We start from the raw sequence: 19,471 nt of genomic DNA, 5'->3' as shown, positions 1-19,471 counted from the left end.
TGTGGTGGAGCCCGCCCTCGATGCCGGCGATGAGTGGTCGCTGCGGGCGTATGGCCGGCCATCACCCACTCCTTGTGGGTGCCTGGGAATCTGCCGGCCAGGCGTGTGGCGGCAGATGCGGCGAATATTCGAGTTGTCTGATCCGCTCGCGGATCTGACGCCAGCGCAGCTGGTCGGGCTGCCCGCGGTACTCGCAGCTCGGCCGATGCTCGGCGCGGCCACGCGGGTCACTGATGGCGGCGATCAGCGCCGTGATGGCCCGGTCGCGTTGCCGGTCGCCCACGGCGGGCAGGGCACCGGTGTGCTGGACCAGCAGGTCGAGAACAGCGCGACGCCGCTCGCACAGGGCCAACGCCGCCACGACCGGCGGCAGGGCCAGAGCCGTACGGTCGGGTGTCTTCCGCAGCAGGGCGAGGTACTGCTCGTGGCCGGCAACGCAGCGGCCGGACCGCAGTTGCGCCTGGGCGTCCACGAACGGATCGCCGTCCAGCCCGGCGAGCGCCCGCGTTTCGCTACCGGTCATGACGCCCGCCCCGGGGCCGATCGGGTGGCGAGGTCGCTGTGCTGCGCGTCGACCGTCAGGACGATCGCGCCGTTGCTCAGCACGCTGAGCCGGTCGGCGACGCCCGGAGCGAGGGCGGGCGTGGCCTCGGCCAGCAGGATCGTGACACCGCGCTGGGCGATCACGGTGAGGGCCGCGGTCAGCGTCGCGCGTTCGCCAGCGGCCAGGCGGCGGCCGGGATCGTCGAGCAGCAGCAGCCGTGGGTGCGCCAGCAGCGCGACGGTGATGCCGAGCATCGTTTTCTCGGCGTCGGTGAGCTGCGCCGGGTACCGGGTTCCCACCTCGTTGAGCCGTGGGAACACGGCCAGGACTGCGGGGATGGTCCACCGTTGCGCTCCGGCCGGAAGGTGGTGCCGGTCGGCGAACGCGAGATGCTCGCCGACCGTGCGGTGCTCCACGAACTGGTCGTCGGCCAGGCTGATGCTGGCATGATCCTTGGAGTTGTCGGCGCTGATCGCCATGCCGTTGTAGCGGATGACCGAGCTGCCGGAGGGTGTGTGGCGTCCGGCGACGACGTTGAGCAGCAACGTTTTTCCGCTGCCTGGTCCGCCGAGCACGGCGTGGATGCCGCCGGTGGCAACGTTGAGGTTCAGGTCGGTGATCGTCGTCGTCGCGGTGCGGGCGCTGACGTGCTCCAGGCTCAACAGCGGCGAGCCCGATAGCCTCTCGGGAGCCGTGACCATTGGACGTGAGGGGCGGGCTGCGGATCTGCTGCTGCTCGGCGGTGCCGTCGCGGGCAGGTGGGTGAGGGTGTCGGTGACGGCCGCGACCCACGCGGCGTCGTGGGCGGCGACCAGGATGGCGAACTCACCGGGAAGGCCGCGTAGGGTGCTGGCGAGGTGGTCGCGTTCTGCCTGGTCGAGACCGGCGATCAGGTCGTCGACGAGCAGCAGCCGGGGCCGGCAGGCCAGGGCTATCGCCAGGGCGAGCAGCCGTTTCTGCAGCGTCGGCAGATAAGCGGGACTCGTGTTGCGGTACGGGGTGAGGCCGGTCCGGGCCAGGGCTGCGCTGACCCGGATCGTCCGGCTGCCGGCCACGCTGATCCCGCCTCGGCGGCGCAGGATCGGGGTCCGGCGCTGCACGGCCAGGTGCAGGTGCCGCTCGACGGTGAGCTTGTCGGCGGCCGTGATGCGCGGTGACGCCGCGTGGACGCCAAGCTGGGCCCGGTGCAGGGGCTGCAGGGCGGTTACGTTGCGGCCGTCGAGGGTGATGCGCCCGCCGTACACGCTGCGGGTTGCGGCGATGGCCGCGATCAACGCGGCTGCGGTCGTCGGGTCGTCGCTGACGACGCCGTGGCGGGCACCGGACGCGACGTGCAGATCTATCGGCGGTGACACGTGTGCGCCGACTGCGAGACGTACGCCGTCGATGCGCAGCAGAGGCGTACCGGCGACGTGGCGCGGTTCTTGCTGGCCGGCCGGTTGCGAGAGCGCGGGGCGCTGCCGATCGCCGAAGGAACGGTGCGGCTGGGCCGTCATAGCGCACCACCGCGTGACCCGGACGATGGTTCCGCAGAGCAGTCGGGAGCAGAGCCGTCGGGAGTGGACGAGTCGCGGCTGTCCTGGTCGTCGCGCGGGCCCTCGGGGATGATCATCGCGAACAGGATGTCGAGTTGGACCGCGGCCCAGGGGTCGACGCGGCGCCGAACACGGCGGACCACGAGCTCGCGGTCGTCGTGGTGATGAGTGGTTGCTGAGGTGACCCTGAACGCCGGGCCGGCCGGGTGCGGTGCACGGCGGAACCAGCTGGTGAACCGGACACCGAGCTGCTGGGGGTCGACGGCCGGCAGGTCGAGGACCGCCTGGTCGCGCAGGAGTGCCAGCAGGATGCCCAGCGCTCGGCGCTGGAACCGGTAAGCGGCCAGCAGCCGCTGCTGGGCGATCGTGCACGGCCACGGTGCGCGGCAGGACGAGCAGGCCCATGCGGGCCGGACCGGGTCGTGCGCGCCCCAGCTCGGCGTCAGCCGGGCGTTGCCGCGGATGCGGCGCCGCGTGATCGGGCGGTGGGTGTGGGTCATGACGGGTGGCCCTGCCGTTGTGCGTACGCGTGATAGGCGCAGCAGCGCTGGTGCTCGTCGGCGGGTTCGATGTCGGCGAGCCAGGCTTTGCCTTCTTCCGGCTCGCTGTCACTGTGCGGCGCCGGCTGCTGCCCGGCGGTCTCGTGCCGGGGATGAGGTTGGGCTTCGGCGAGCAGCGCGTCACGGTCGGAGCTCTGGCCGCACGCGCCGAGCATCGCCGCATAGAGCGCGAGAACGGTAGGTGCGCTGGGCTGCTGGAGCCCGGGTTGCCGGGCCGCTATCCAGGCGCACGACATCTGGTTGAGGGCTTCCCCGCACTGACCGGTGCGGTGCAGGTCGATGGCGTGTGCGAGCCGGGCGTGCTGCTCGGCGTCGCGGCGATGCGCGAGCTGGTAGAGCGAGACGAGCCGGCCCCACAGCCGGCCGGCCTGGGTGTGCTCGCCCTGCTCGTCGAGGACTTCGGCACGCAGCCGGGCCGCGTCCATCGCGAGCGGCGTGAAAGCGGCGTGGGTGCGTTGGGTGAGGCGATGAGCGAGCTCGGAGAACAGGGCACGCCGCTGGTGGGACGTTCCCGGCAGTGCCGCTGTCCGCAGAGCGGTGGCCACGACTTGATCCACGCTCACCTGCCCGACCGCGCCCAGCTCGGACGCGCTCGTCCCGGCCGGGAGCACCGGTCCGCGACGGCGCGGGCCGTCGGCCTGCGGCATGCGAGGCGCGGCAGCCGTACGCCACCGGCCGTTGTTCGGCGCGCTCGGGCCTGCGGTGCCGCGACGGCTCGTCGGCGTTCGAGGTTTCTCGACCGGCAGGCCCGGGTTACGGCGGGCGGCGGGCATGGGGCCGCTCATCGTCGGCCTGCCAAACGCATGGCCGTCGTCCAGAACACGGCCGACGACTCGACCACGGCGTCCGTGTCGGCGTGCTCGCAGAGGTGCGGGTGCGTGGACGCCAAGGCGTGGATCTGCCCGCCGATGGTTGCCTCGTCGGCGCGGCGTTCGCTGCTGCCCTCCGGCGCCAGGGCCTCGTGGTGCTTCTCCAGCAGCGCCACGGCGGTGCCGGTGTCGCCGCACGCGGCGGCCATGACCGTCTGGGCGATGAGCGCGTGGCGGGCGGCCCGTTGCCGCTGGTCGCGGGTGCTGAGGCCGAAGGACAAGGTCAGGCAGAGGGCGATCTCGTCGCGGCCCTGGTCGCATTGCCCGTCACGGTGCAGCAGGGTCGCGCGTTCGCGCCGCCAGGTGAGCGCGTTGGCCGGCTCGCGGCGCTCGTGCGCGTCGATCAGGCGTCCGCAGACGGTGATCGCGTCCACGAGCAGGCCCTGCTCGCGGGAGACGTCGACCAGGGTGGTCATGGCCGACACGGTCAGCGGGTCCTCGGGGCCGAAACCTGTCCGCGCGCTGCGGTCGGCGAACAACGCCCACAGCAGCTGGTCGTCCGGGTCGATAAGGGCGGTGGCCGCGTAGATGGTCGCGGCCTTGATGACCAGCCAGTCGGTGCACGTCGTAGCCGGGTCGTAGCGATGCAACACGGGCTGTAGCACGTCGGCGGCTGCCCGCGGCGCACACTGGTCGTACAGGTAGTCGGCGTGGACGACGGCGCGGGCCAGGGCGCGGCGATGCTTCATCGCGCACCTCCGCCGGCGCGTGACCGTGCGGCGAGGGCGGCCGCGGCGACCACCAGAGCGGCCGTGGCGACGCCGGCGGCGAGCCGCGTCCGGCGTCGGTACACCTCGAGCTGGGCGTTGCGGGTGTCGGTGTCGTGTTGCCAGCGCACCCGGACCTCGTCGATCGTCGGTTCGGTCCCGGTGCGGGGCACGACCATGCCGGAACCTCCGGCCGGCCGCACGGCCGTCCCGAAACCGGTAGTACGGGCCGGCCGGTCGGCGAGGGGCAGACTGCTCACGCCGCCTCCCCGATGCCGTTGACGCCGAGGAACACTCCGATGCGGTCGAGGGCGCCGTCGGCGAGTTCGGCGGCGGTGGCCGTCATGGCGATGCGGCCGTGCTCCAGGACGGTCACGTGGTCGGCGACGTCGAGGGCGGCGTGCTGGTTCTGTTCGGCCAGCAGGACCGCGACCCCTGTGCCGGCGATGCGGATGATGGTCGCGGTGAGCTGGTCGACGACCTGCGGGGCGAGGCCTTCGGTGGGTTCGTCGAGCAGCAGCAGCCGCGGGCCGGTCAGCAGCGCGCGGGCGATGGCGGCCATCTGCTGTTCGCCGCCGGACATCTGCGCCGGATACCGGCCTAGTTTGTCGCGCAGGGCGGGCAGCAGGTCCAGGACGTCGTCCACGCTGAAGCGGGAACGGTGCTGCCGGTGGCGGGTGCGGCGGCCGGCCAGGGCCAGATGTTCGCGGACGGTCAGGTGAGCGAACAGACGGCGGCCTTGCGGGACCAGCGCGATGCCGTGCCGGCCGGCGTCGGTCGCTCGTCCGGGTCGCAGGTCGGTCCCGGCGACCCGGATCCGGGTGTTGCGACCGGGCCGGTGCAGCCCGGCAAGGGTGTTCAGCAGGGTGGATTTGCCGGCTCCGTTGCGGCCGAGGACGGCATGCACGCTGCTGTCGGCCACGGTGAAGGTGACGTCGTCGAGGACCGCCGCTCCGTGGTAGGCGGCGTGCAGGTCGTCGACCTGGAGCACGGCCGGGCCCGCCACCGCGGCACTGCCACCTGCCGCGGCGAGCCGGGGCCGCACACAGGCAGACGGAGCATCTGCGGCTGGCCCGTCCTCGGGGTGCTCGCCGTCGGCGGCGGGGGAGTCCGGTGCGGCGGGGCCGAGGTAGACCGCTTGGACGATGGGGTGCTCGCGTATCTCGTCGGTGGTGCCGGTGATGACGTGCTGGCCGGCCGCGAGGACGGTGATGGTGGTGGCGAGGTCGAAGACCATCGGCAGGTGATGGTCGACCACGATGACCGCGACGTCGTCGGGGAGCTGCCGGATGATGGCGCTGACGTGGCTGATCTCGCTCGGGTCGAGTCCGGCGGAGGGTTCGTCGAGCAGCAGCAGTTGCGGCTGGGCGGCGAACGCGACGGCGAGTTCGAGTAGCCGTCGCTGGCCGTACGGCAGCTGCCCGGCCGGCGTGCCGGCGTGGGCGCCGAGACCGACGCGCTCCAGCGCCGCCTGAACGTGCACGCGGCGTCCGGGGCGGCGGCGGATGGCCAATGCGACGTTGTCGGCGGCGGTGAGCTGGTCGACGACGGCGGGGTGCTGGAAGGTTCGGCCGACGCCGAGCCGGGCTCGGGCGGCCTCCCGCATCCGGGTGACCGGTCGTTGCCGGATGCGGATGTCGCCGGCCGCCGGGATCAGGTTGCCGGCGATCACCTTGAGCAGCGTGGACTTCCCGGCGCCGTTGGGCCCGATGACGCCGTACCGGCTTCCGGCGTGCACGTGCAGGTCGACGGGGTGCAGGGCGAGGTCGGCGCCGTAGCCGTAGGAGACACCGTCGACGTGCAGGAGGGGTGCGTTCATGCCTGCCTCCGGCGGGTGGACCAGGCGCGCAGCCCGGTGGCGGCCGGGCGCAGGTAGGGGACGGTGAGGCACAGCAGGCCGAACCAGAGCGGCCCGGTGCCGTTACTGCCGAGGAAGTCGCGGACGGCCACGATCGCGGCGGTGGCCGCCAGCGCCCCGGTCATGGTCGGCCGGCCGGCGAGGGAGGCGCCGAGCGCGGCGGCGGCGAACGCGGCCGCCGCGATGTCGAAGCTCAGATAGGCCGGGGACATGAAGGTGTTGATGGCGACGGTGAGCGCGCCGCCGGCGCCGGCGAGCGCGGCGGCGGCCACGTAGGCGGCGCCGAGGTCGACGGTGGGACGGTAGCCCAGAGCGATCATGCGAGGTTCGTGGCCGGCGTGTCCGCGCCAGATCAGGGCAAGCCGCGAGCGCAGCAGGACCGCGGTGGCCGCGCCGGCCACGGCGAGCACGGTGAACGCGTACCAGTAGATACCCGGAGTGCTGGTCACCGCACCGTTGTGGCCGAGGGTGACCGGCGGGGTGTGGCGGCCGTCGCTGCCGCCGGTCACGCTGGTCCAGTGCACGGCGGCGGCGTACCCGAGCCCTTGGATCATGACGGTGACCATCAGGAAGCTCACGCCACGGGTGCGCAGCACGAACGGTGCCGTCACCGCGGCCACGGCGGCGGCGGCGAGCACGGCGGCGGCCAGCTGGACCAGACCGTGGGTGATCCCGGCGTTGGCGAGGACGACGGCGGTGTAGGCGCCGACGCCGAGGAACGCGGTCTGCCCGAACGACGGGAGGCCGGCGACGGCGAGCAGCTGGGTGCTCATCGCCAGCAGTGCCAGCACGATCGCGCTGCTGGCGAGACCGACCACGTACGGGCCGGCCAGGGCGGGAAGGGCGGCGGCCACCCCGATCACCGCGGCGCCGGCAGGCCATCGGCCGGCCCGCCACACACCGCGCCAGCGAGCCGCTGGCGTCCAGCCCGCAATGTTGTCCTGGGGTGCCGCGACCGGTGCGGTGGCGGGCGTGGTCGTGGTCATGCCGGGACCACCGTCCGCAGCTCCTGGCGGCGGGTGATCAGCACGGCGATGACGACCAGGAACAGGCTGAACGAGGCGAGGCTCGGCAGGACGATCGCGCCGACGTAGTCGACCATGCCCACGATCAGGGCCGCGATGAGCAGGGCCCGGATGTTGGTGCCGGCGCCGCCGAGGATGACCACGATCAGCGACAGCGTCAGCACGGTCGCGTCGACGCCGGGGGCCGGTCCGAGGACCGGCGCGCCGAGGACTCCGGCGCCGACGGCGAGGGCGGTGCCGACGGCGATCGCGGCGGTGCGGATCCGGCCCGGGGACAGTCCGAGGGTGGCGGCGATCGGCGGATCGTCGATGGCGGCCCGCAGGGCGATCCCGGCGATGCTGCGGTGCAGGACCTGGTGCATGGCGACGGCGATCAGCGTGGCGACGCCGATGAACGCGAGGTGGTAGATCGGATAGCCGTGCCCGGCGAAGCTCAGGTGCCCGTCGAGCAGGCCGGGCCGGGGCACAGGTAGGGAGCTGCCGCCGGAGAACCGGCTGAACAGCCACGCGATGATGCCGCCCAACCCCAGCGTGACGACGGCTTGCTCGGTGTGCCCCCGCAGGGGGCGCAGCAGGGCGGCCAGGGCGGCGCCCCCGACAGTGGCGGCGAGCAGCCCGGCGGCCAGCGCGAGGGCGAGGCCAGCGAGGGTGCCGTCGGCGAACAGGTAGGCCAGAGCAGTGCCGGCGAGGTAGGAGGCGCCGTGGGCCAGGTTCATGACCTTCATGACGCCGACGATCAACGCGAGTCCGGCGGCGACGACGAACAGCAGCATCCCGTACGCGATCCCGCCGAGCACGGTGACCGCGATGGTCGCTGATGTGGATCCCACGACGCGCTCCTTCCTGAATGTGGGGTGGTCAGGCGGCGGGTCGGACGCCGACGGTGGTGTGCATCGGCCAGCTGCGCGTCAGCACGTCCGGGTTGTTCATGGCTTCGCGCAGGAGTTCGAGTTCGTCGGCGGTCATGCCGGCGTCCAGCAGCTCCGCTTCTTTTTGGCGGCTGTTGGAGGCGTGCAGCAGCATGCCCGCATCCCCGCCGTGCATGACCTCGTTGAACGTCATGCCACTGTGGACTTGAAGGCCGGCCGAACGCATGACGGCCGGGACGCGCCGGGCCCAGGTGGAGTCCATGCCGTGACCGCGGCCCAGCACGTCGATCAGCGTGTGCTGAAAGTCGTCGAATACCTGCCGGACGGTGTCGGGGCCGTCGATGAACATGTCGTCGAGGTGGTCGGTGGCCCAGTCGGAGATGATCATTTTCCCGCCGGGCTTGAGCGCGTCGACGAGGTTGGTGAGGATCTGTTCGCGTTGCTGCAGGTGCATGAACAGCAGCCGGGCGTGGATGGCGTCGAAGCTGGCCGGTGGCAGCGCCGCGGTGGCGATGTCCTGTTGCAGGATGTCGATGCGCGGGTGCTGGGGCACGTGCTGCGGTTGCAGGTCGATGACCAGGGTGCTGCCGTCGCTGTCGCCGTGGTTGGCCAGCCACAGGGCGACGGTGCCGGCGCCGGCACCGATGTCGGCGTAGCGGCCCGCGGCCGGAAGGTCGAGACCGTCAAGGACGGCGAAGGTGTGCGGGTCGAGGTAGGCGGCGAGGTAGCCGACCTGGTCCTGGGCGTCGCGGGTGCTGTTGTCGAAGCCGTACCGGTCGTCGGAAGCCAACGTGGTGGGCATGCTTGGTCCTCCTAGTTCGCGGGGATGAGGGTGGCGATGACGACGTTGCTGCGCGAGCGGCCGTCGGACTGGACTTTGCGCAGGTAGAACGGCTGGATGGGGGCGTGACTGGTCGGGTCGAGCCGGAATATGCCCCGGGGGCTGTTGATCTGCCCGAGCCCGGCGATGGCGATGTTGATGGCCTGCCCGGTGACCGGCGGCAACGCCACGGCCGAACTGCTGGCGCTCGCAGCGCCGGCGGCGTGGCTCGCCGGGGCCGGGCCGCTGGCGGACAGGCTCGGCCCTGTGGACGACGCGCTGCTCGTCGGCAGGCTCGGGGCCGCCGACGACGAGCCGGTTGCGGGCGTGGCGGCGGCTTTGGCGATGGCCAGGTCAAGGACCTGGGCGGCGTCCCACGCGGTGCAGTTGTAGAGCGTCGGGGTCTTCTGGAACTTCTTCTGGAAGTCCTGGACCAGCTCGGCGTTGGCGTCGCCCGGCAGCGTCGGCGAGTAGTTCAGGACCGTGTAGATCCCGTCGGCGTTCGCACCTTCGTCGTCGAGGGCCTTGCCTTCGGTCAGGAACCCGGCCGCGTACAGGGGAATGTCGGACAGTCCGGCGTCGCGGTAGTCCTTGACGAACTGCACCGCGTCCGTGCCGGCGTAGAAGGTGTAGACGGCTTTCGCGCCGGTGGCCCGGATTTTGTTCAGGTACGGCTTGTAGTCCTTGGTGCCGGGGAATGGGGTTTGCGCGAACGCGTTGGCGCCGGGGGCGTTGACGCCTTCGGGGTTGGCCAGTTTCCCGCCGGCTTTGACGAACGCGTCGGTGAAGCCGCCGAGCTGGTCGTAGCCGCCGGTGTAGGCGGGCCCGATCGCGTACACGCTGCCTTTGATGGTTTTCGCCAGGTAGGGGGCGATCGCGGCGCCGGTCTCGCGGGACTGCCAGGACACGTGCCACACGTAGCTGCGGTCGGGCATCGCCGTGTCTGCGGGGCGTCCGCCGGTGCCGATGAACGGCACGTGCCGGGCCGCCGCGAGGGGGGCGATCACCGCGGACGGGACGGCCGACGCGGAGCCGACCAGCACGGTCGCATGGTCGGAGTCGAGTAACCGCAGCGCTGACTTGCGGGCGGTTGTCTCGTCGGTGCCCTCGTCCGCGGTTTTGGTGACGACCGTGCGGCCGCCGAGCTTGCCGCCGTGCAGCTCGAGGTAGAGGTTCCACGCGTTGGCCATGTCGTCGCCGAGTGACTGGTAGGGGCCGGTCTTGGGCAGGATCAGCCCGACGGTGATGGTGTCGCCGGACGCCGCGTCGTCGTCGGTGGTGGTGGTGGTGGTGTCGAGGCTGGAGCCGGCGCAGCCGGCGACGGCCGTCAGCGTCAGCACGGCGATGGCGGCGCCGATCGGCCGGGCCATGCCGGCAGGTCGGCTGGTGCGCGGTCGCCGCAGGGTTCGGGTGGTTACAGGTCTCCTTGCTTGGCGTGCATTAGGGGTGGTGACGTGCGGACGGCACAGCGCCCGGACGAAGAAGGGGCCAGCCGCGATCCGGACCGGCGTGAGGGGATCCGCCGACGCAGAGTCGGCGTCGGGCTCGTCAGCGCGCGGCGGGGCTGAGCTGGACGAGAAAGGATTCGCCGAGCTTGAGCAGCGCTTCGTTGATGGCGCCCATGTCGGCGTTCGGCGGGGCGAGGGTCATCAGGTAGGCGTTGCCGAACGGGCCGGCGATCATGGTGGAGCCGATGTCCATGACGATGCCGATGTCGGCCTGCGGGCCGGCGCCCAGCTGTTTGGCCAGACCGACGACCAGCGACGTCATGCCGGAGCAGATCGCAGCCAGGGTCTCGGCCTGCGGCTGGCTGTCGACCGAACCGCTGGCGCACAGCAGCAGCCCATCGGCCGACACCGCGACCGTGCGGACGGCGCCACGGTTGCGGTTCTCGAACTGGTAAAGCAGGAAGGCCAGGTCGGGTCGCAACCCGATCGGGGCTGGTGCGGTCGGAGCGGTCATGGTCAGCCAATCTGTGAAAGAGGAGGGGTGCGGGTCAGCGGGAACCGACGAACGCTGCGCTGCTCTTGCCGAACGAGGACCACTGCGCCCGGCCCGCGCGGGCATCCCGCGGGCGGGGCACCGCCGGCGGTGTCACCGGGGCCGGCTCGGCCGGCGTCGAGCTGCCTGGCACGCGGATCGGAAGGCCACGGGCGGTCAGCAGCTCTTGGCGAGGCTGCGGCGGGTCCGGCTCGGCGCGGACCCAGTCGACGCCGCCCCCGAGTCCTGCCTGCGCCCCCTGTACGACCTGCTCGACGCTGGCGTTCGGGTCGAACAAGGGATGGATGACGGCGACGGTCTCGTAGATCGGCAACTGCTGGCCGGCGACCGGTCCCTGCGGCATGTCGGGATGCACCTGCGGCGCACCGGCGGCCACCTGCGGTCCCGGCGGTATGGCGGGGTGCGCCTGCGTCAATGCCGGCAGCAGCACGGTCGCGTCGAGCGCGGCCGGCGGTCGGTCGGCGACCACGGTCAACGCCATCGTGACCGACGGCCGCGCATCGATGACCGGGGCGGCGGCCGGCATGAGGGCAGGCGCCGGCGTCATCGCGCGCGGGATCGCCGCCGGCGCGGGCGTCTGCCGGGCCGGCGCCGGGTGCTCGTCGCTGATCGGCACGTGGATCGGCTGTTCCCAGAACGCGCCGGCCGGGACGGCGATGTTGACGCTGGTGCCGGCCTTGGCCAGCGAGTCCAGCTCGACGGTGATGCCGCGCCGGTTAGCGATCAAACCGACCGCCGCCAGCCCGTAATGGCGGGCGGTGAACTCGTCGAGAATGAAGTGGTCGATGCGCTCCTGCATCTCGTGTTGCTGCTGCTCGGTGAGGCCGAGACCGTAGTCGCGGATTTCCACGTAGAGCCGCTCGCGGGTGGGTCTCGCCGTGACCTCGACGGGGACGTCGGACGCGCGGATGGCGTTGGTGAGCAGCTCGACGAGCAGGTGGATGAGTTCGTCGACGAGGTCGCCGTCGATCATCACTTCCAAGGGCACGCTGTGGTGCTCGACCCGCTGGTACTCCTCGACCCGGCTGACCGCCGCGGTCACCACGTCGGCCAGCCGTACCGGCTCCGAGCGGGGCTGCCCGACGCGGCCGCCGGAGAACAGCTGCATCGTGCCGACGCTGCGCAGCAGCGTGGTGACCAGCTGGTCGAGCTCGTACCAGTGGTCGAGTCGTTCCGGTTGGTCGAAGTCTTCGCGTTCCCGAAGATCTAGTGTCCTGGTGATGGCGTCGATCCGGTTGCCCTGCTCGTACGCCTGCGTCTTGAACGCGGCGGCGACGATCTCCCGGAATTCCGCTTGACCGGCCGCGACACGCGCCGCCGAGCCGCGCGCGTCGTTGAACGCGGCGATGACCTGCCCGATCTCGTCGTCGCCGGGCACCGGCAGGGGCCGGGACGCGGCCTGGATCGCTTTGTCCAGTTCCTGGCGGGTTACACCGCGCTTGTTGAGCTCGTTCTCCATCCGCGGCAGCACCACCCGGGCGACCTCGGTGGCCTCCGCGGCCAGCCGGGCCAGCGGCGCGGTCATCGACCGGGTGACCCACCAGCCGATCGCGCCGACCCCGAGCAGGCTCACCAGCACGATGAGGCCGAGCAGAAAGGTGTTGCGGCGCTGCTGGTCGCGTTGACGGGTGACCGCCGCCAGGTCCTCGGCGAGGAACTGGGCTTCGACCTGGTGCAGTTGCTGCATCCGCGCGGTCATCGCGGCAACCCAGCCGCCGGGACTCACCCCGAGGTCCAGGCCGGTGTCGGCGTCGGTGCGTACCATCGTGGACTGCAGCCGTTCACCGGTCAGGATCTGTTTGTTGCCCGGCTGCGACGTGAGCAGGGCCTGCCAGTCGGCGGGGGCCAGCTGCCGGAAGTTCTCCTGGCTGCTGGTGAACGCGGCGTCCGCGGCGATGACCTGCTGCTGCGCGGCCGGGGTCAACGCGTTGGCGGTGATCGCCGGAACCCCCGTGACTTGCAACGACCCCAGCGCCTCGATGCCTTGCGACAGCGTGGAGACGGCGCGCAGCTGATCGGCGGTATCGGGGTCGATGTCGGCCTGGCTCAGCGACTGCCCGTACCCCAGTAGCGCCGAGATCAGCGCGCTGTAGCGGAACACGACCGAGCTTTCGGTGGCGTCGTTGCCGCTGCGCACGTCCTGGCGCAGCAGCGGCAACGCCGCCAGTTGGTCGTTGAGCCGCCGCAGCGGACCGGCCAGACCGTTGGAGTAGTCCAGGCCGTCCTGGGCGGTCGAGTACACGGCGAGGGCCTGGTCGGTGGCGGTGTTCTGCTGCCGGTAGGCGTCGACGGACTTGCTCGTGCTGCGCTGGGCCAGCAACAACGCGGCCGCAGCCCGTTCCTGCTGCAACTGCTCGGTCAGCACCGCGCCGGCGGTACCGATGTCGACCAACTGCCGGGCGGTTCCCGTCTGCGCGGTAGCCGAGAAACTCGTCAGCGCGGTGTATCCGGCAAGCAGCAGAACCAGCACCACCGGAAGCGCGACCAGCAGCGTCAACTTCGTGCGGATCCGCCGGTCCGCCAGACGCAGCCACTGTCGCTTGCGGCGGGCGGGAGCGGCGCCTTCTCCTAGCGCGGTCATACGACGGCCGCCGTAGTCAGCGGGCGGTGCTCGTCCACGACGTAGACCGCGGAGATCGTCGGCTGGGCCCGTCGAGCGCTGACGGCGTCGAGAGGAGCGGCCGAGCCGAAATAGGAGGGCGGCGGAACGGCGCAGCTGAGCGCGTCGGCCAGTGCCGTCATCCGCTTGTGGAACGACAGCTGACCCGCTGACATCAGCCGTGTTGCAGTTCGGGCTGGGGTGCAGGGGTACTCCTGATTCACGCAGCGGGGGTTCTGACAGCGGCTGGCGTCGGCTGGGCAGGGCAGGTGATCGGTCATTAGCTGCCGTCCGGCGTTCCACAGCGGCCAGTCATACACGCGCGGCGGGGAGGGAAGGGTGCTCGCCGACTCAGAGGACATGGTTGAGGGGTCTCTCGGTGCGAGGAAGGAGGAGACGGTGGCGGGGGTGGTGTGCCGGCCGGCCACGGGGGAAGCATCGGCCGGCACACCACCGCGGGGCTGCACGTCAGGGTGAGGAGGCCGAAGGGCTGAGGTTCTCGGGTACATCGGCTTCCTCCTTCTCGGTTATCGGTAGTGACGGCGCCGAATTTGCCGTTCTTGACGTGCAGGAAGTTCGTGCGTGGTGCGCTGCACTCGAAGGCGGGCGGCGTTTGCAGCGCGCCCGCCCCCAAGCGTCTGCCGGGAGCCGAGATTCCTATGGCGAAACTTCTGTTCCTTGATGGCCGAGTGACGAGGGCTAAACTGCTGGAGTGCGGGTTTGCATGGCCCCTGTCGTGGAGGCGTTCGGCGCTCATTCGACCTTGGTTCCCGGTGTGGCATCCGCGGTGGCGGGAATCACTGCCGAGATCAGCTAAGTCCTCAATGGAGATGTCGGACAGTGTCGGAGCGGAGAGAAAATAAACTCCGACAATCAGCTCACCGATTCGTGTTCCCGACGGCCCGGCCCTGGGTGCTGCCGGCCGCGGCCGCCCGCTTGGTCGTGAAAGATCTTTGATCAGGGCTTTGACGTGGATTGATGCGGTCTCGGGTCGTGCTGATGGCAGGCCTGCGCGGCGGTTGCAGGCGGTGATCATCGGCGGAGCTGTCGGCCGGATGTCGGAAATTGTCGGAACTTGGCGAAGGTGGTTTCCGACAATGCGCACCGCGTGGTGGACTTTCTTGGGGCATCTCTGACGGTGCCTGACGAGGCGGCTAGAAGCCGGCCCCACATCGGCGGGAGTCGTCTATGAAGCGCTTGATTGTCGACACGCACGCGTCGTCGTGCTATTTCCGCACCTCGGTCGGTGGTGATGGACGTAAAGCGTTGGTGCAGATCACCGAGAGGTGCAATCTGCATTGCGCGCATTGTTTCGTCTCGTCCACGCAGGTAGGCGCGGATATGTCGCTGAAGGAATTTACGGAGGTGGTACTTCCCCGCTTGGTGCGGGCTCGGGTCGAGCGGGTCACCCTGACCGGCGGCGAGCCCTTCGTCCATCCGGACCTGTTGGCGATGTGCCGAGCTGTGGTGGATCAGGGGTTGCCGCTCGGGTTGTGTACGAACGCGACGCAGACCAGCGACGCGCAGATCGCCGAACTCGCCGCCCTTGGTGGCGTTCACATCAACGTGTCGTTCGACGGTTTCCGGCCGGAGAGCCACGGCAAGTTCCGCGGGAACCGGAGCTCGTTCGAGACGACGGTGGCCACCACGCGCAAGTTCGCCGAGGCCGGCTTATTGCAGGGGCTGCTGTCGACGCCGAACGCCCTGACTCGCCCAGAGGAGTTCGCCGACCTGTGCGCGTTCGCGGCGGAGATCGGCGCCCAGTACGTGCTGATGAATCCGTTGTCCTCGTTCGGGCGCGGTGTGAAGAGCCAGGGTCGGCTGGCCGCCGACACGGACGCGATGCGGGCGATCGCGGCGGTCACGAGCCGATTCGCCGACAAGCTCGACGTCGTGAAGATCCGGTTCCCGAACGACGACCTGCCGCTGGGTGGCTGTGACGCGGGCCGGCTGGTCTACGTGTTCACCAACGGGGAGGTCGCCGTGTGCCCGTACCTGGTCTTCGCGGCGCGGACTCCGACGTCGATGTACCAGGACACGGAGTTCCTGGCCGGCAACATTCTCGGCTCGGAGGACACGGTCACCGGCGCGCTGGACGCCTATAACTTCCACGAGCGATTCGCTGTCGGTGACAACCCGACCTGCGGCAGCTGCGCTTTGAATTCCTCGTGCGGGAAAGGCTGCCCCGCCGCCGTAGTCTCCCGTGGCGGCTTCATCGGGGATCTCGATTCCGAGCAGTGCCCGGTCGCCGAGCCCGGGACGCGTCGCCTACTGCCGCTGGTCGGCACATCGCGATGACCACGCAGTTTATTGCGATCGAGGGGCCCCGAAGCGTCGGTAAGCGGAAGGTCGCCGAGCTGCTGGCCAACCGACTTGCCGCGATCGGGGACATAGGTGTGCACCTGACCGGCGAGCCCACGCGCACGCCGCTGGGGCAGCTCATTCTGCGGCAGGAAGCCATGCTGTACGGCAGATCACTCGCTTTGGCCGTGGCCGCCGACCGAGCAGCCCACGTTGAAACCGAAATCATTCCCCAACTCGACGACGGCCGGCACGTCGTCACCGCCCGCTACGTCCCGTCCTCCCTGGTCTTGCAACGCATCGACGGCCTCGACCTCGACGAGATCTGGTCGTACAACCGCTACGTCCTGCCGGCCACCGTCATCTACCTCGAGGACGATCCTGCCGCGATCCGGGAACGTCTCGGCCAGCGCGCCACCCTGTCGCGGCTGGAAGCCTCCGGATCACCCGAACGGGAACTCGCCCTGTACCGGGACGCGAAAGAATTCCTCGACCAGGAGGAATGGAAACAGCACATCATCAACTGCGCGGGCCGGACCCCGGACCAGGTGGTCGGGGACATCCTCGGGGCGCTGATCAGCCCGGTCCAATAGCCCTGGTAAGACTGCTGACTGTGCTGTCGCTACTGACGTTGAACCTGCAAGCCGCCGCTCTCCCCCGTGCCGAGCGCATCCTCGGCTGGCTGGCCCAGCGCGACGACCACGCGATCGTGCTGACCGAGACCAGCAACGGCCCCGGCACCGCCCACCTGCTCGAACGGTTCCAGGATGCTGGCATGCTCGTCGACCATCGCCGGTCACTCGACGGCGACCGCGGCTGCGCCCTGATCAGCCGCATCCAGGGCCGCCTCCGCTCCGACCTGATCGAGGGCATCTCACTTCCCGGCAGGGCCGTCGCAGTCACCCTGGACAGCGAGCCAGCGGTGACGCTGCTCGGGATATACGTGCCCTCCAGCGACCGCGCGCCGGCCAAGGTCGCCAAGAAGAAGACGTTCCTGGCCAGCACGCTGGACGCCATCGCTGCGATTAGCAACGACGAGCGACGCCAGCTCGTGGTGACCGGCGACTACAACGTCATCAGCCGCCGCCACGAGCCCCGCTACTCGGCCTTCCAGCCGTTTGAGTACGACTTCCTTGACCACCTCGCCGACCTGGGCCTGGCCGACGTCCACGAGCACCTTCGCCCGGGTGTCCAGGTGCACAGCTGGTACGGCCGCGGCGGCAATGGCTATCGCTTCGACTACTTTCACACCGGTGCCGACCTCACCACCGCCGCAACCAGCTGCGTCCACCTGCCAGAAGTCCGTACCGGTGGCCTGAGCGACCACGACGCCGTCGCTCTCACCGTGACCGCCACGACGCCCGGCCCGCTCGCCGGTGCCGACCTGGCCGTGCAGTCGGCCAGCACCTTCCTCTAGACCTCGACGGCCACGAAGCGCGCGAGAACTGACCCTGGCCAAGGCCGGATAGCAAGCGTTGTGATGTCGGAACTTTGTCGGAGAATTGTCGGAGACGACCTCTAGGTAGCCGACACGTCACTTCGGTGGACTACGCTGCTTTCACCGTCGGATCGCCGGAACGAGGTGGTCCGCCACAGCGGTCCTGAGCCGACGTCACGTGCGAAGCGGAGGGTGAAGGTGGCCGATCCGCAGGCTGTCCGGGCAGCGTGGCATGATCTGGGCCAATTGCTGGCCGAGAAGCGTCGGGCGTCGGGACTGAGCCAACAGGCCCTCGCCGCTCAGACGAACTACAGTCGCAGCAGTATTGGTAGCATCGAGACCGGTATCCAGCACGTCAACAGAGCATTTTGGTCAAAGGCAGACGACCTGTTGCACGCCAAGGGCGAGCTCGTCGCTGGCTACCACGCTGCCGAAGCGCTACAACGGGAACATCAACGCCCGACGCAGCCCGCAGGCGAGTCAAATGCGACTCTTTTCTATTCGTCGTCGCGCCCTCATGAACTGCCTGAAAGCGCGGATAAATCGCAGGATCCGTATCCTTCTCCAACGTCTGCCACCGAGCCACGATCCGAGAACTCCTGGGCTGCTTTACGCCAGCCGTATGAGGTGAGGGGTAGCGCCAATGCGTTGGCCCGAATCGTCGATTCCCTGGTAGTCCCTCGAACGTGGGAAATTGATATTCCGCAGGATGTATCAATGATGGCCGCAGCGGTCGCTGCTCTGCGTGACAGCTATCAGCATAGTCGTTACGGATGGGCTGCTGAGCGGTTGCCATACTGGATCTCGGTATCAGATGCCTTAATGCGTGATCGATCAGGCGGCGCTGTTGACGAGCGATTCTCAGCACTTGCCGCCGCGGTCTATCAAGTGACGAGCGGGGTTCTGCTAAAGCTCGATTCGTCCGCGATGGCGGCGCTCGCGGCTGAACGCAGCGCTCAGGCTGCCGCCGCCGGCGGGAATCCATTGGTAATCGCATCTAGCGCACGAGCGCAAGTGCACACGCTTCTAGCGAGCCAACATAGCGATGCAGCGGTTAGCCTTGCGTTGGCCTCGGCGCAGAATCTAGAAAAAGACTTAAAACCGACGGATGCGGCGCTCTCAATCAGAGGCGCTTTGGTACTCCGGGCCGCTGCTGCGGCCGCGAGAGACGAAGACCGGAGATCGTGTCACAGCTTGCTTGAAGAAGCTACTGAAATCGGGAAACAACTTGGCCGTGACGACAATTTAGGATGGACCGCCTTCGGCCCTACCAACGTGCTATTACACAAGGTTTCCACTGCCGTTGATCTTGGAGATGCGGGAACTGCGCTCGATATCGCGGCAGGCATCGACATCTCAAGTATCATGCTGCCTGAACGGCGGGCAATGATCTATATCGACTCGGCCCGTGCGCTTTTGCAATGGGGGAAGTTTGAAAGGGCTTTCGAGGCGATTCGGGCAGCGGAAGAACACGCCCCTGAAGAGGTTCGCCAGAGGAGCGCGGTGCACGGCATGATCGAGGACCTGGCGCGTCGTAGCTCGACAACGTTACGGCGTAGGGTGCAGAGCTACTGTCTATCGATCGGGATGGCTGCATGACTGAAACCAGTGACGAAAAGCGTCTCTGTGTCATCGCTTGTGGAGCAGGGCCTGCACCGGAGGTTGGGAAGCTTGTTGCGCTCGCTCAGCAGAGAGCCTGGGATGTGCAGATCGTAGCAACGCCGGCTGCATTGAGCTTCCTCGACCTAGAGAGGCTTGAGCGATTGACCGGCACTCCCGTGCGGCATGATTACGGGCAGAGGACCAAGGGGCCCCGGACAAGTGACTCACAAGCTTTAATTATTGCTCCTGCGACCTATAACTCTATAAACAAGCTCGCAGCAGGCATCAACGATACCTATGCGCTGAATGTAGCCGCTGAAGCAATCGGACGAGGCGTTAGAACGGCAATCCTTCCATTCGTCAACTCCGCCCTTGCCGGGCGTCTGCCATTTAGGAAGTCCATCGAATCGCTTCGTGCGGAGGGAGTAAATATCCTGCTCGGGAAAGATATTTGGGAACCGCATCCTCCTGAAACTGGTAGCGAGTTAATTCCCAAATTCCCGTGGAAAGAAGCTTTGAGTGCGGTAGCGGCAGGTTAGCGCCGATTGGGCCTCACGGCGCAAACGAGGGCACCCTTCACGATCACCCCTTCTTTGGCCGCCTTCATGGGGCGGCCGGGACCTTGACAGCCGCCGAAATCCTCGATGCTGCACTGGCGTCTGCCTGCTCAATCGCTGTTGCCCAGCTCGCTTGTCGGAGATCTACGATGCTCACGACGTGATCGTGCCACATTGGAGACCCGC

At 69.1% G+C, this 19,471-nt stretch carries 19 protein-coding genes; 5 read left to right on the top strand and 14 right to left on the bottom strand.

What is annotated here, in order from left to right; translation table 11 throughout:
• Window positions 1-61: 61 nt before the first annotated feature.
• The 14 genes from ACQP2F_RS33225 to ACQP2F_RS33160 all read right to left on the bottom strand — a co-directional run bounded on the left by ACQP2F_RS33225 (window position 62) and on the right by ACQP2F_RS33160 (window position 13,563).
• Window positions 62-523 (bottom strand): hypothetical protein, encoded by a 462-nt coding sequence (locus ACQP2F_RS33225; protein WP_433294483.1) that lies wholly within the window; start codon window positions 521-523, stop codon window positions 62-64.
• Window positions 520-2,040 carry an ATP-binding cassette domain-containing protein gene (locus tag ACQP2F_RS33220; protein WP_433294481.1) on the bottom strand — a complete coding sequence of 507 codons (1,521 nt, stop codon included), beginning with the start codon at window positions 2,038-2,040 and terminating at the stop codon, window positions 520-522. Before ACQP2F_RS33220 ends, ACQP2F_RS33225 begins: the two co-directional genes overlap by 4 nt.
• Window positions 2,037-2,579, bottom strand: a complete 543-nt coding sequence (locus tag ACQP2F_RS33215) for a hypothetical protein (protein ID WP_433294479.1) — start codon at window positions 2,577-2,579, stop codon at window positions 2,037-2,039. The genes ACQP2F_RS33220 and ACQP2F_RS33215 overlap by 4 nt, the downstream gene beginning before the upstream one ends.
• Window positions 2,576-3,424: a hypothetical protein gene (locus ACQP2F_RS33210; RefSeq protein WP_433294477.1), complete on the bottom strand. Its 849-nt coding sequence runs from the start codon at window positions 3,422-3,424 to the stop codon at window positions 2,576-2,578. The genes ACQP2F_RS33215 and ACQP2F_RS33210 overlap by 4 nt, the downstream gene beginning before the upstream one ends.
• Entirely contained in the window at window positions 3,421-4,197 is a 777-nt protein-coding gene (locus ACQP2F_RS33205; RefSeq protein WP_433294475.1) for a hypothetical protein, read from the bottom strand. Before ACQP2F_RS33205 ends, ACQP2F_RS33210 begins: the two co-directional genes overlap by 4 nt.
• Window positions 4,194-4,475: a hypothetical protein gene (locus tag ACQP2F_RS33200; RefSeq protein ID WP_433294473.1), complete on the bottom strand. Its 282-nt coding sequence runs from the start codon at window positions 4,473-4,475 to the stop codon at window positions 4,194-4,196. Before ACQP2F_RS33200 ends, ACQP2F_RS33205 begins: the two co-directional genes overlap by 4 nt.
• Window positions 4,472-6,034 (bottom strand): ATP-binding cassette domain-containing protein, encoded by a 1,563-nt coding sequence (locus ACQP2F_RS33195; RefSeq protein ID WP_433294472.1) that lies wholly within the window; start codon window positions 6,032-6,034, stop codon window positions 4,472-4,474. The genes ACQP2F_RS33200 and ACQP2F_RS33195 overlap by 4 nt, the downstream gene beginning before the upstream one ends.
• Window positions 6,031-7,059 (bottom strand): branched-chain amino acid ABC transporter permease, encoded by a 1,029-nt coding sequence (locus tag ACQP2F_RS33190; protein WP_433294470.1) that lies wholly within the window; start codon window positions 7,057-7,059, stop codon window positions 6,031-6,033. The genes ACQP2F_RS33195 and ACQP2F_RS33190 overlap by 4 nt, the downstream gene beginning before the upstream one ends.
• Entirely contained in the window at window positions 7,056-7,928 is an 873-nt protein-coding gene (locus ACQP2F_RS33185; protein ID WP_433294468.1) for a branched-chain amino acid ABC transporter permease, read from the bottom strand. The genes ACQP2F_RS33190 and ACQP2F_RS33185 overlap by 4 nt, the downstream gene beginning before the upstream one ends.
• Window positions 7,929-7,956: 28 nt before the next feature.
• Window positions 7,957-8,769: a class I SAM-dependent methyltransferase gene (locus ACQP2F_RS33180; protein WP_433294466.1), complete on the bottom strand. Its 813-nt coding sequence runs from the start codon at window positions 8,767-8,769 to the stop codon at window positions 7,957-7,959.
• Window positions 8,770-8,780: 11 nt separating this feature from the next.
• Window positions 8,781-10,157, bottom strand: a complete 1,377-nt coding sequence (locus ACQP2F_RS33175; RefSeq protein WP_433294464.1) for an ABC transporter substrate-binding protein — start codon at window positions 10,155-10,157, stop codon at window positions 8,781-8,783.
• A gap of 178 nt (window positions 10,158-10,335) precedes the next feature.
• Window positions 10,336-10,749, bottom strand: a complete 414-nt coding sequence (locus tag ACQP2F_RS33170) for a roadblock/LC7 domain-containing protein (RefSeq protein ID WP_433294462.1) — start codon at window positions 10,747-10,749, stop codon at window positions 10,336-10,338.
• 34 nt (window positions 10,750-10,783) lie between these two features.
• Window positions 10,784-13,369 (bottom strand): nitrate- and nitrite sensing domain-containing protein, encoded by a 2,586-nt coding sequence (locus tag ACQP2F_RS33165; protein WP_433294460.1) that lies wholly within the window; start codon window positions 13,367-13,369, stop codon window positions 10,784-10,786.
• Window positions 13,366-13,563, bottom strand: a complete 198-nt coding sequence (locus ACQP2F_RS33160; RefSeq protein WP_433294458.1) for a hypothetical protein — start codon at window positions 13,561-13,563, stop codon at window positions 13,366-13,368. Before ACQP2F_RS33160 ends, ACQP2F_RS33165 begins: the two co-directional genes overlap by 4 nt.
• 1,012 nt (window positions 13,564-14,575) lie before the next feature.
• Between ACQP2F_RS33160 and ACQP2F_RS33155 the strand changes: the two genes are divergently transcribed.
• From ACQP2F_RS33155 to ACQP2F_RS33135, 5 genes are all read left to right on the top strand, one after another.
• Window positions 14,576-15,685 (top strand): radical SAM/SPASM domain-containing protein, encoded by a 1,110-nt coding sequence (locus ACQP2F_RS33155; protein ID WP_433294456.1) that lies wholly within the window; start codon window positions 14,576-14,578, stop codon window positions 15,683-15,685.
• The gene (locus ACQP2F_RS33150; protein WP_433294454.1) at window positions 15,682-16,281 is read left to right on the top strand and encodes a dTMP kinase; all 600 of its coding nucleotides are present in this window, start codon (window positions 15,682-15,684) and stop codon (window positions 16,279-16,281) included. Before ACQP2F_RS33155 ends, ACQP2F_RS33150 begins: the two co-directional genes overlap by 4 nt.
• A gap of 20 nt (window positions 16,282-16,301) precedes the next feature.
• Window positions 16,302-17,105 (top strand): endonuclease/exonuclease/phosphatase family protein, encoded by an 804-nt coding sequence (locus ACQP2F_RS33145; protein WP_433294452.1) that lies wholly within the window; start codon window positions 16,302-16,304, stop codon window positions 17,103-17,105.
• A 219-nt stretch (window positions 17,106-17,324) separates the two neighbouring features.
• Entirely contained in the window at window positions 17,325-18,725 is a 1,401-nt protein-coding gene (locus ACQP2F_RS33140) for a helix-turn-helix domain-containing protein (protein WP_433294450.1), read from the top strand.
• Window positions 18,722-19,267: a flavoprotein gene (locus ACQP2F_RS33135; protein WP_433294447.1), complete on the top strand. Its 546-nt coding sequence runs from the start codon at window positions 18,722-18,724 to the stop codon at window positions 19,265-19,267. Before ACQP2F_RS33140 ends, ACQP2F_RS33135 begins: the two co-directional genes overlap by 4 nt.
• Window positions 19,268-19,471 lie beyond the last annotated feature (204 nt).

This window comes from Actinoplanes sp. CA-030573 (genome assembly GCF_050951115.1).
In the GTDB taxonomy this organism is placed as follows: Bacteria; Actinomycetota; Actinomycetes; order Mycobacteriales; family Micromonosporaceae; genus Actinoplanes.
The sequence above is the reverse complement of the archived record's forward strand: the minus strand, read 5'-3'. Positions and strand labels throughout refer to the sequence as shown.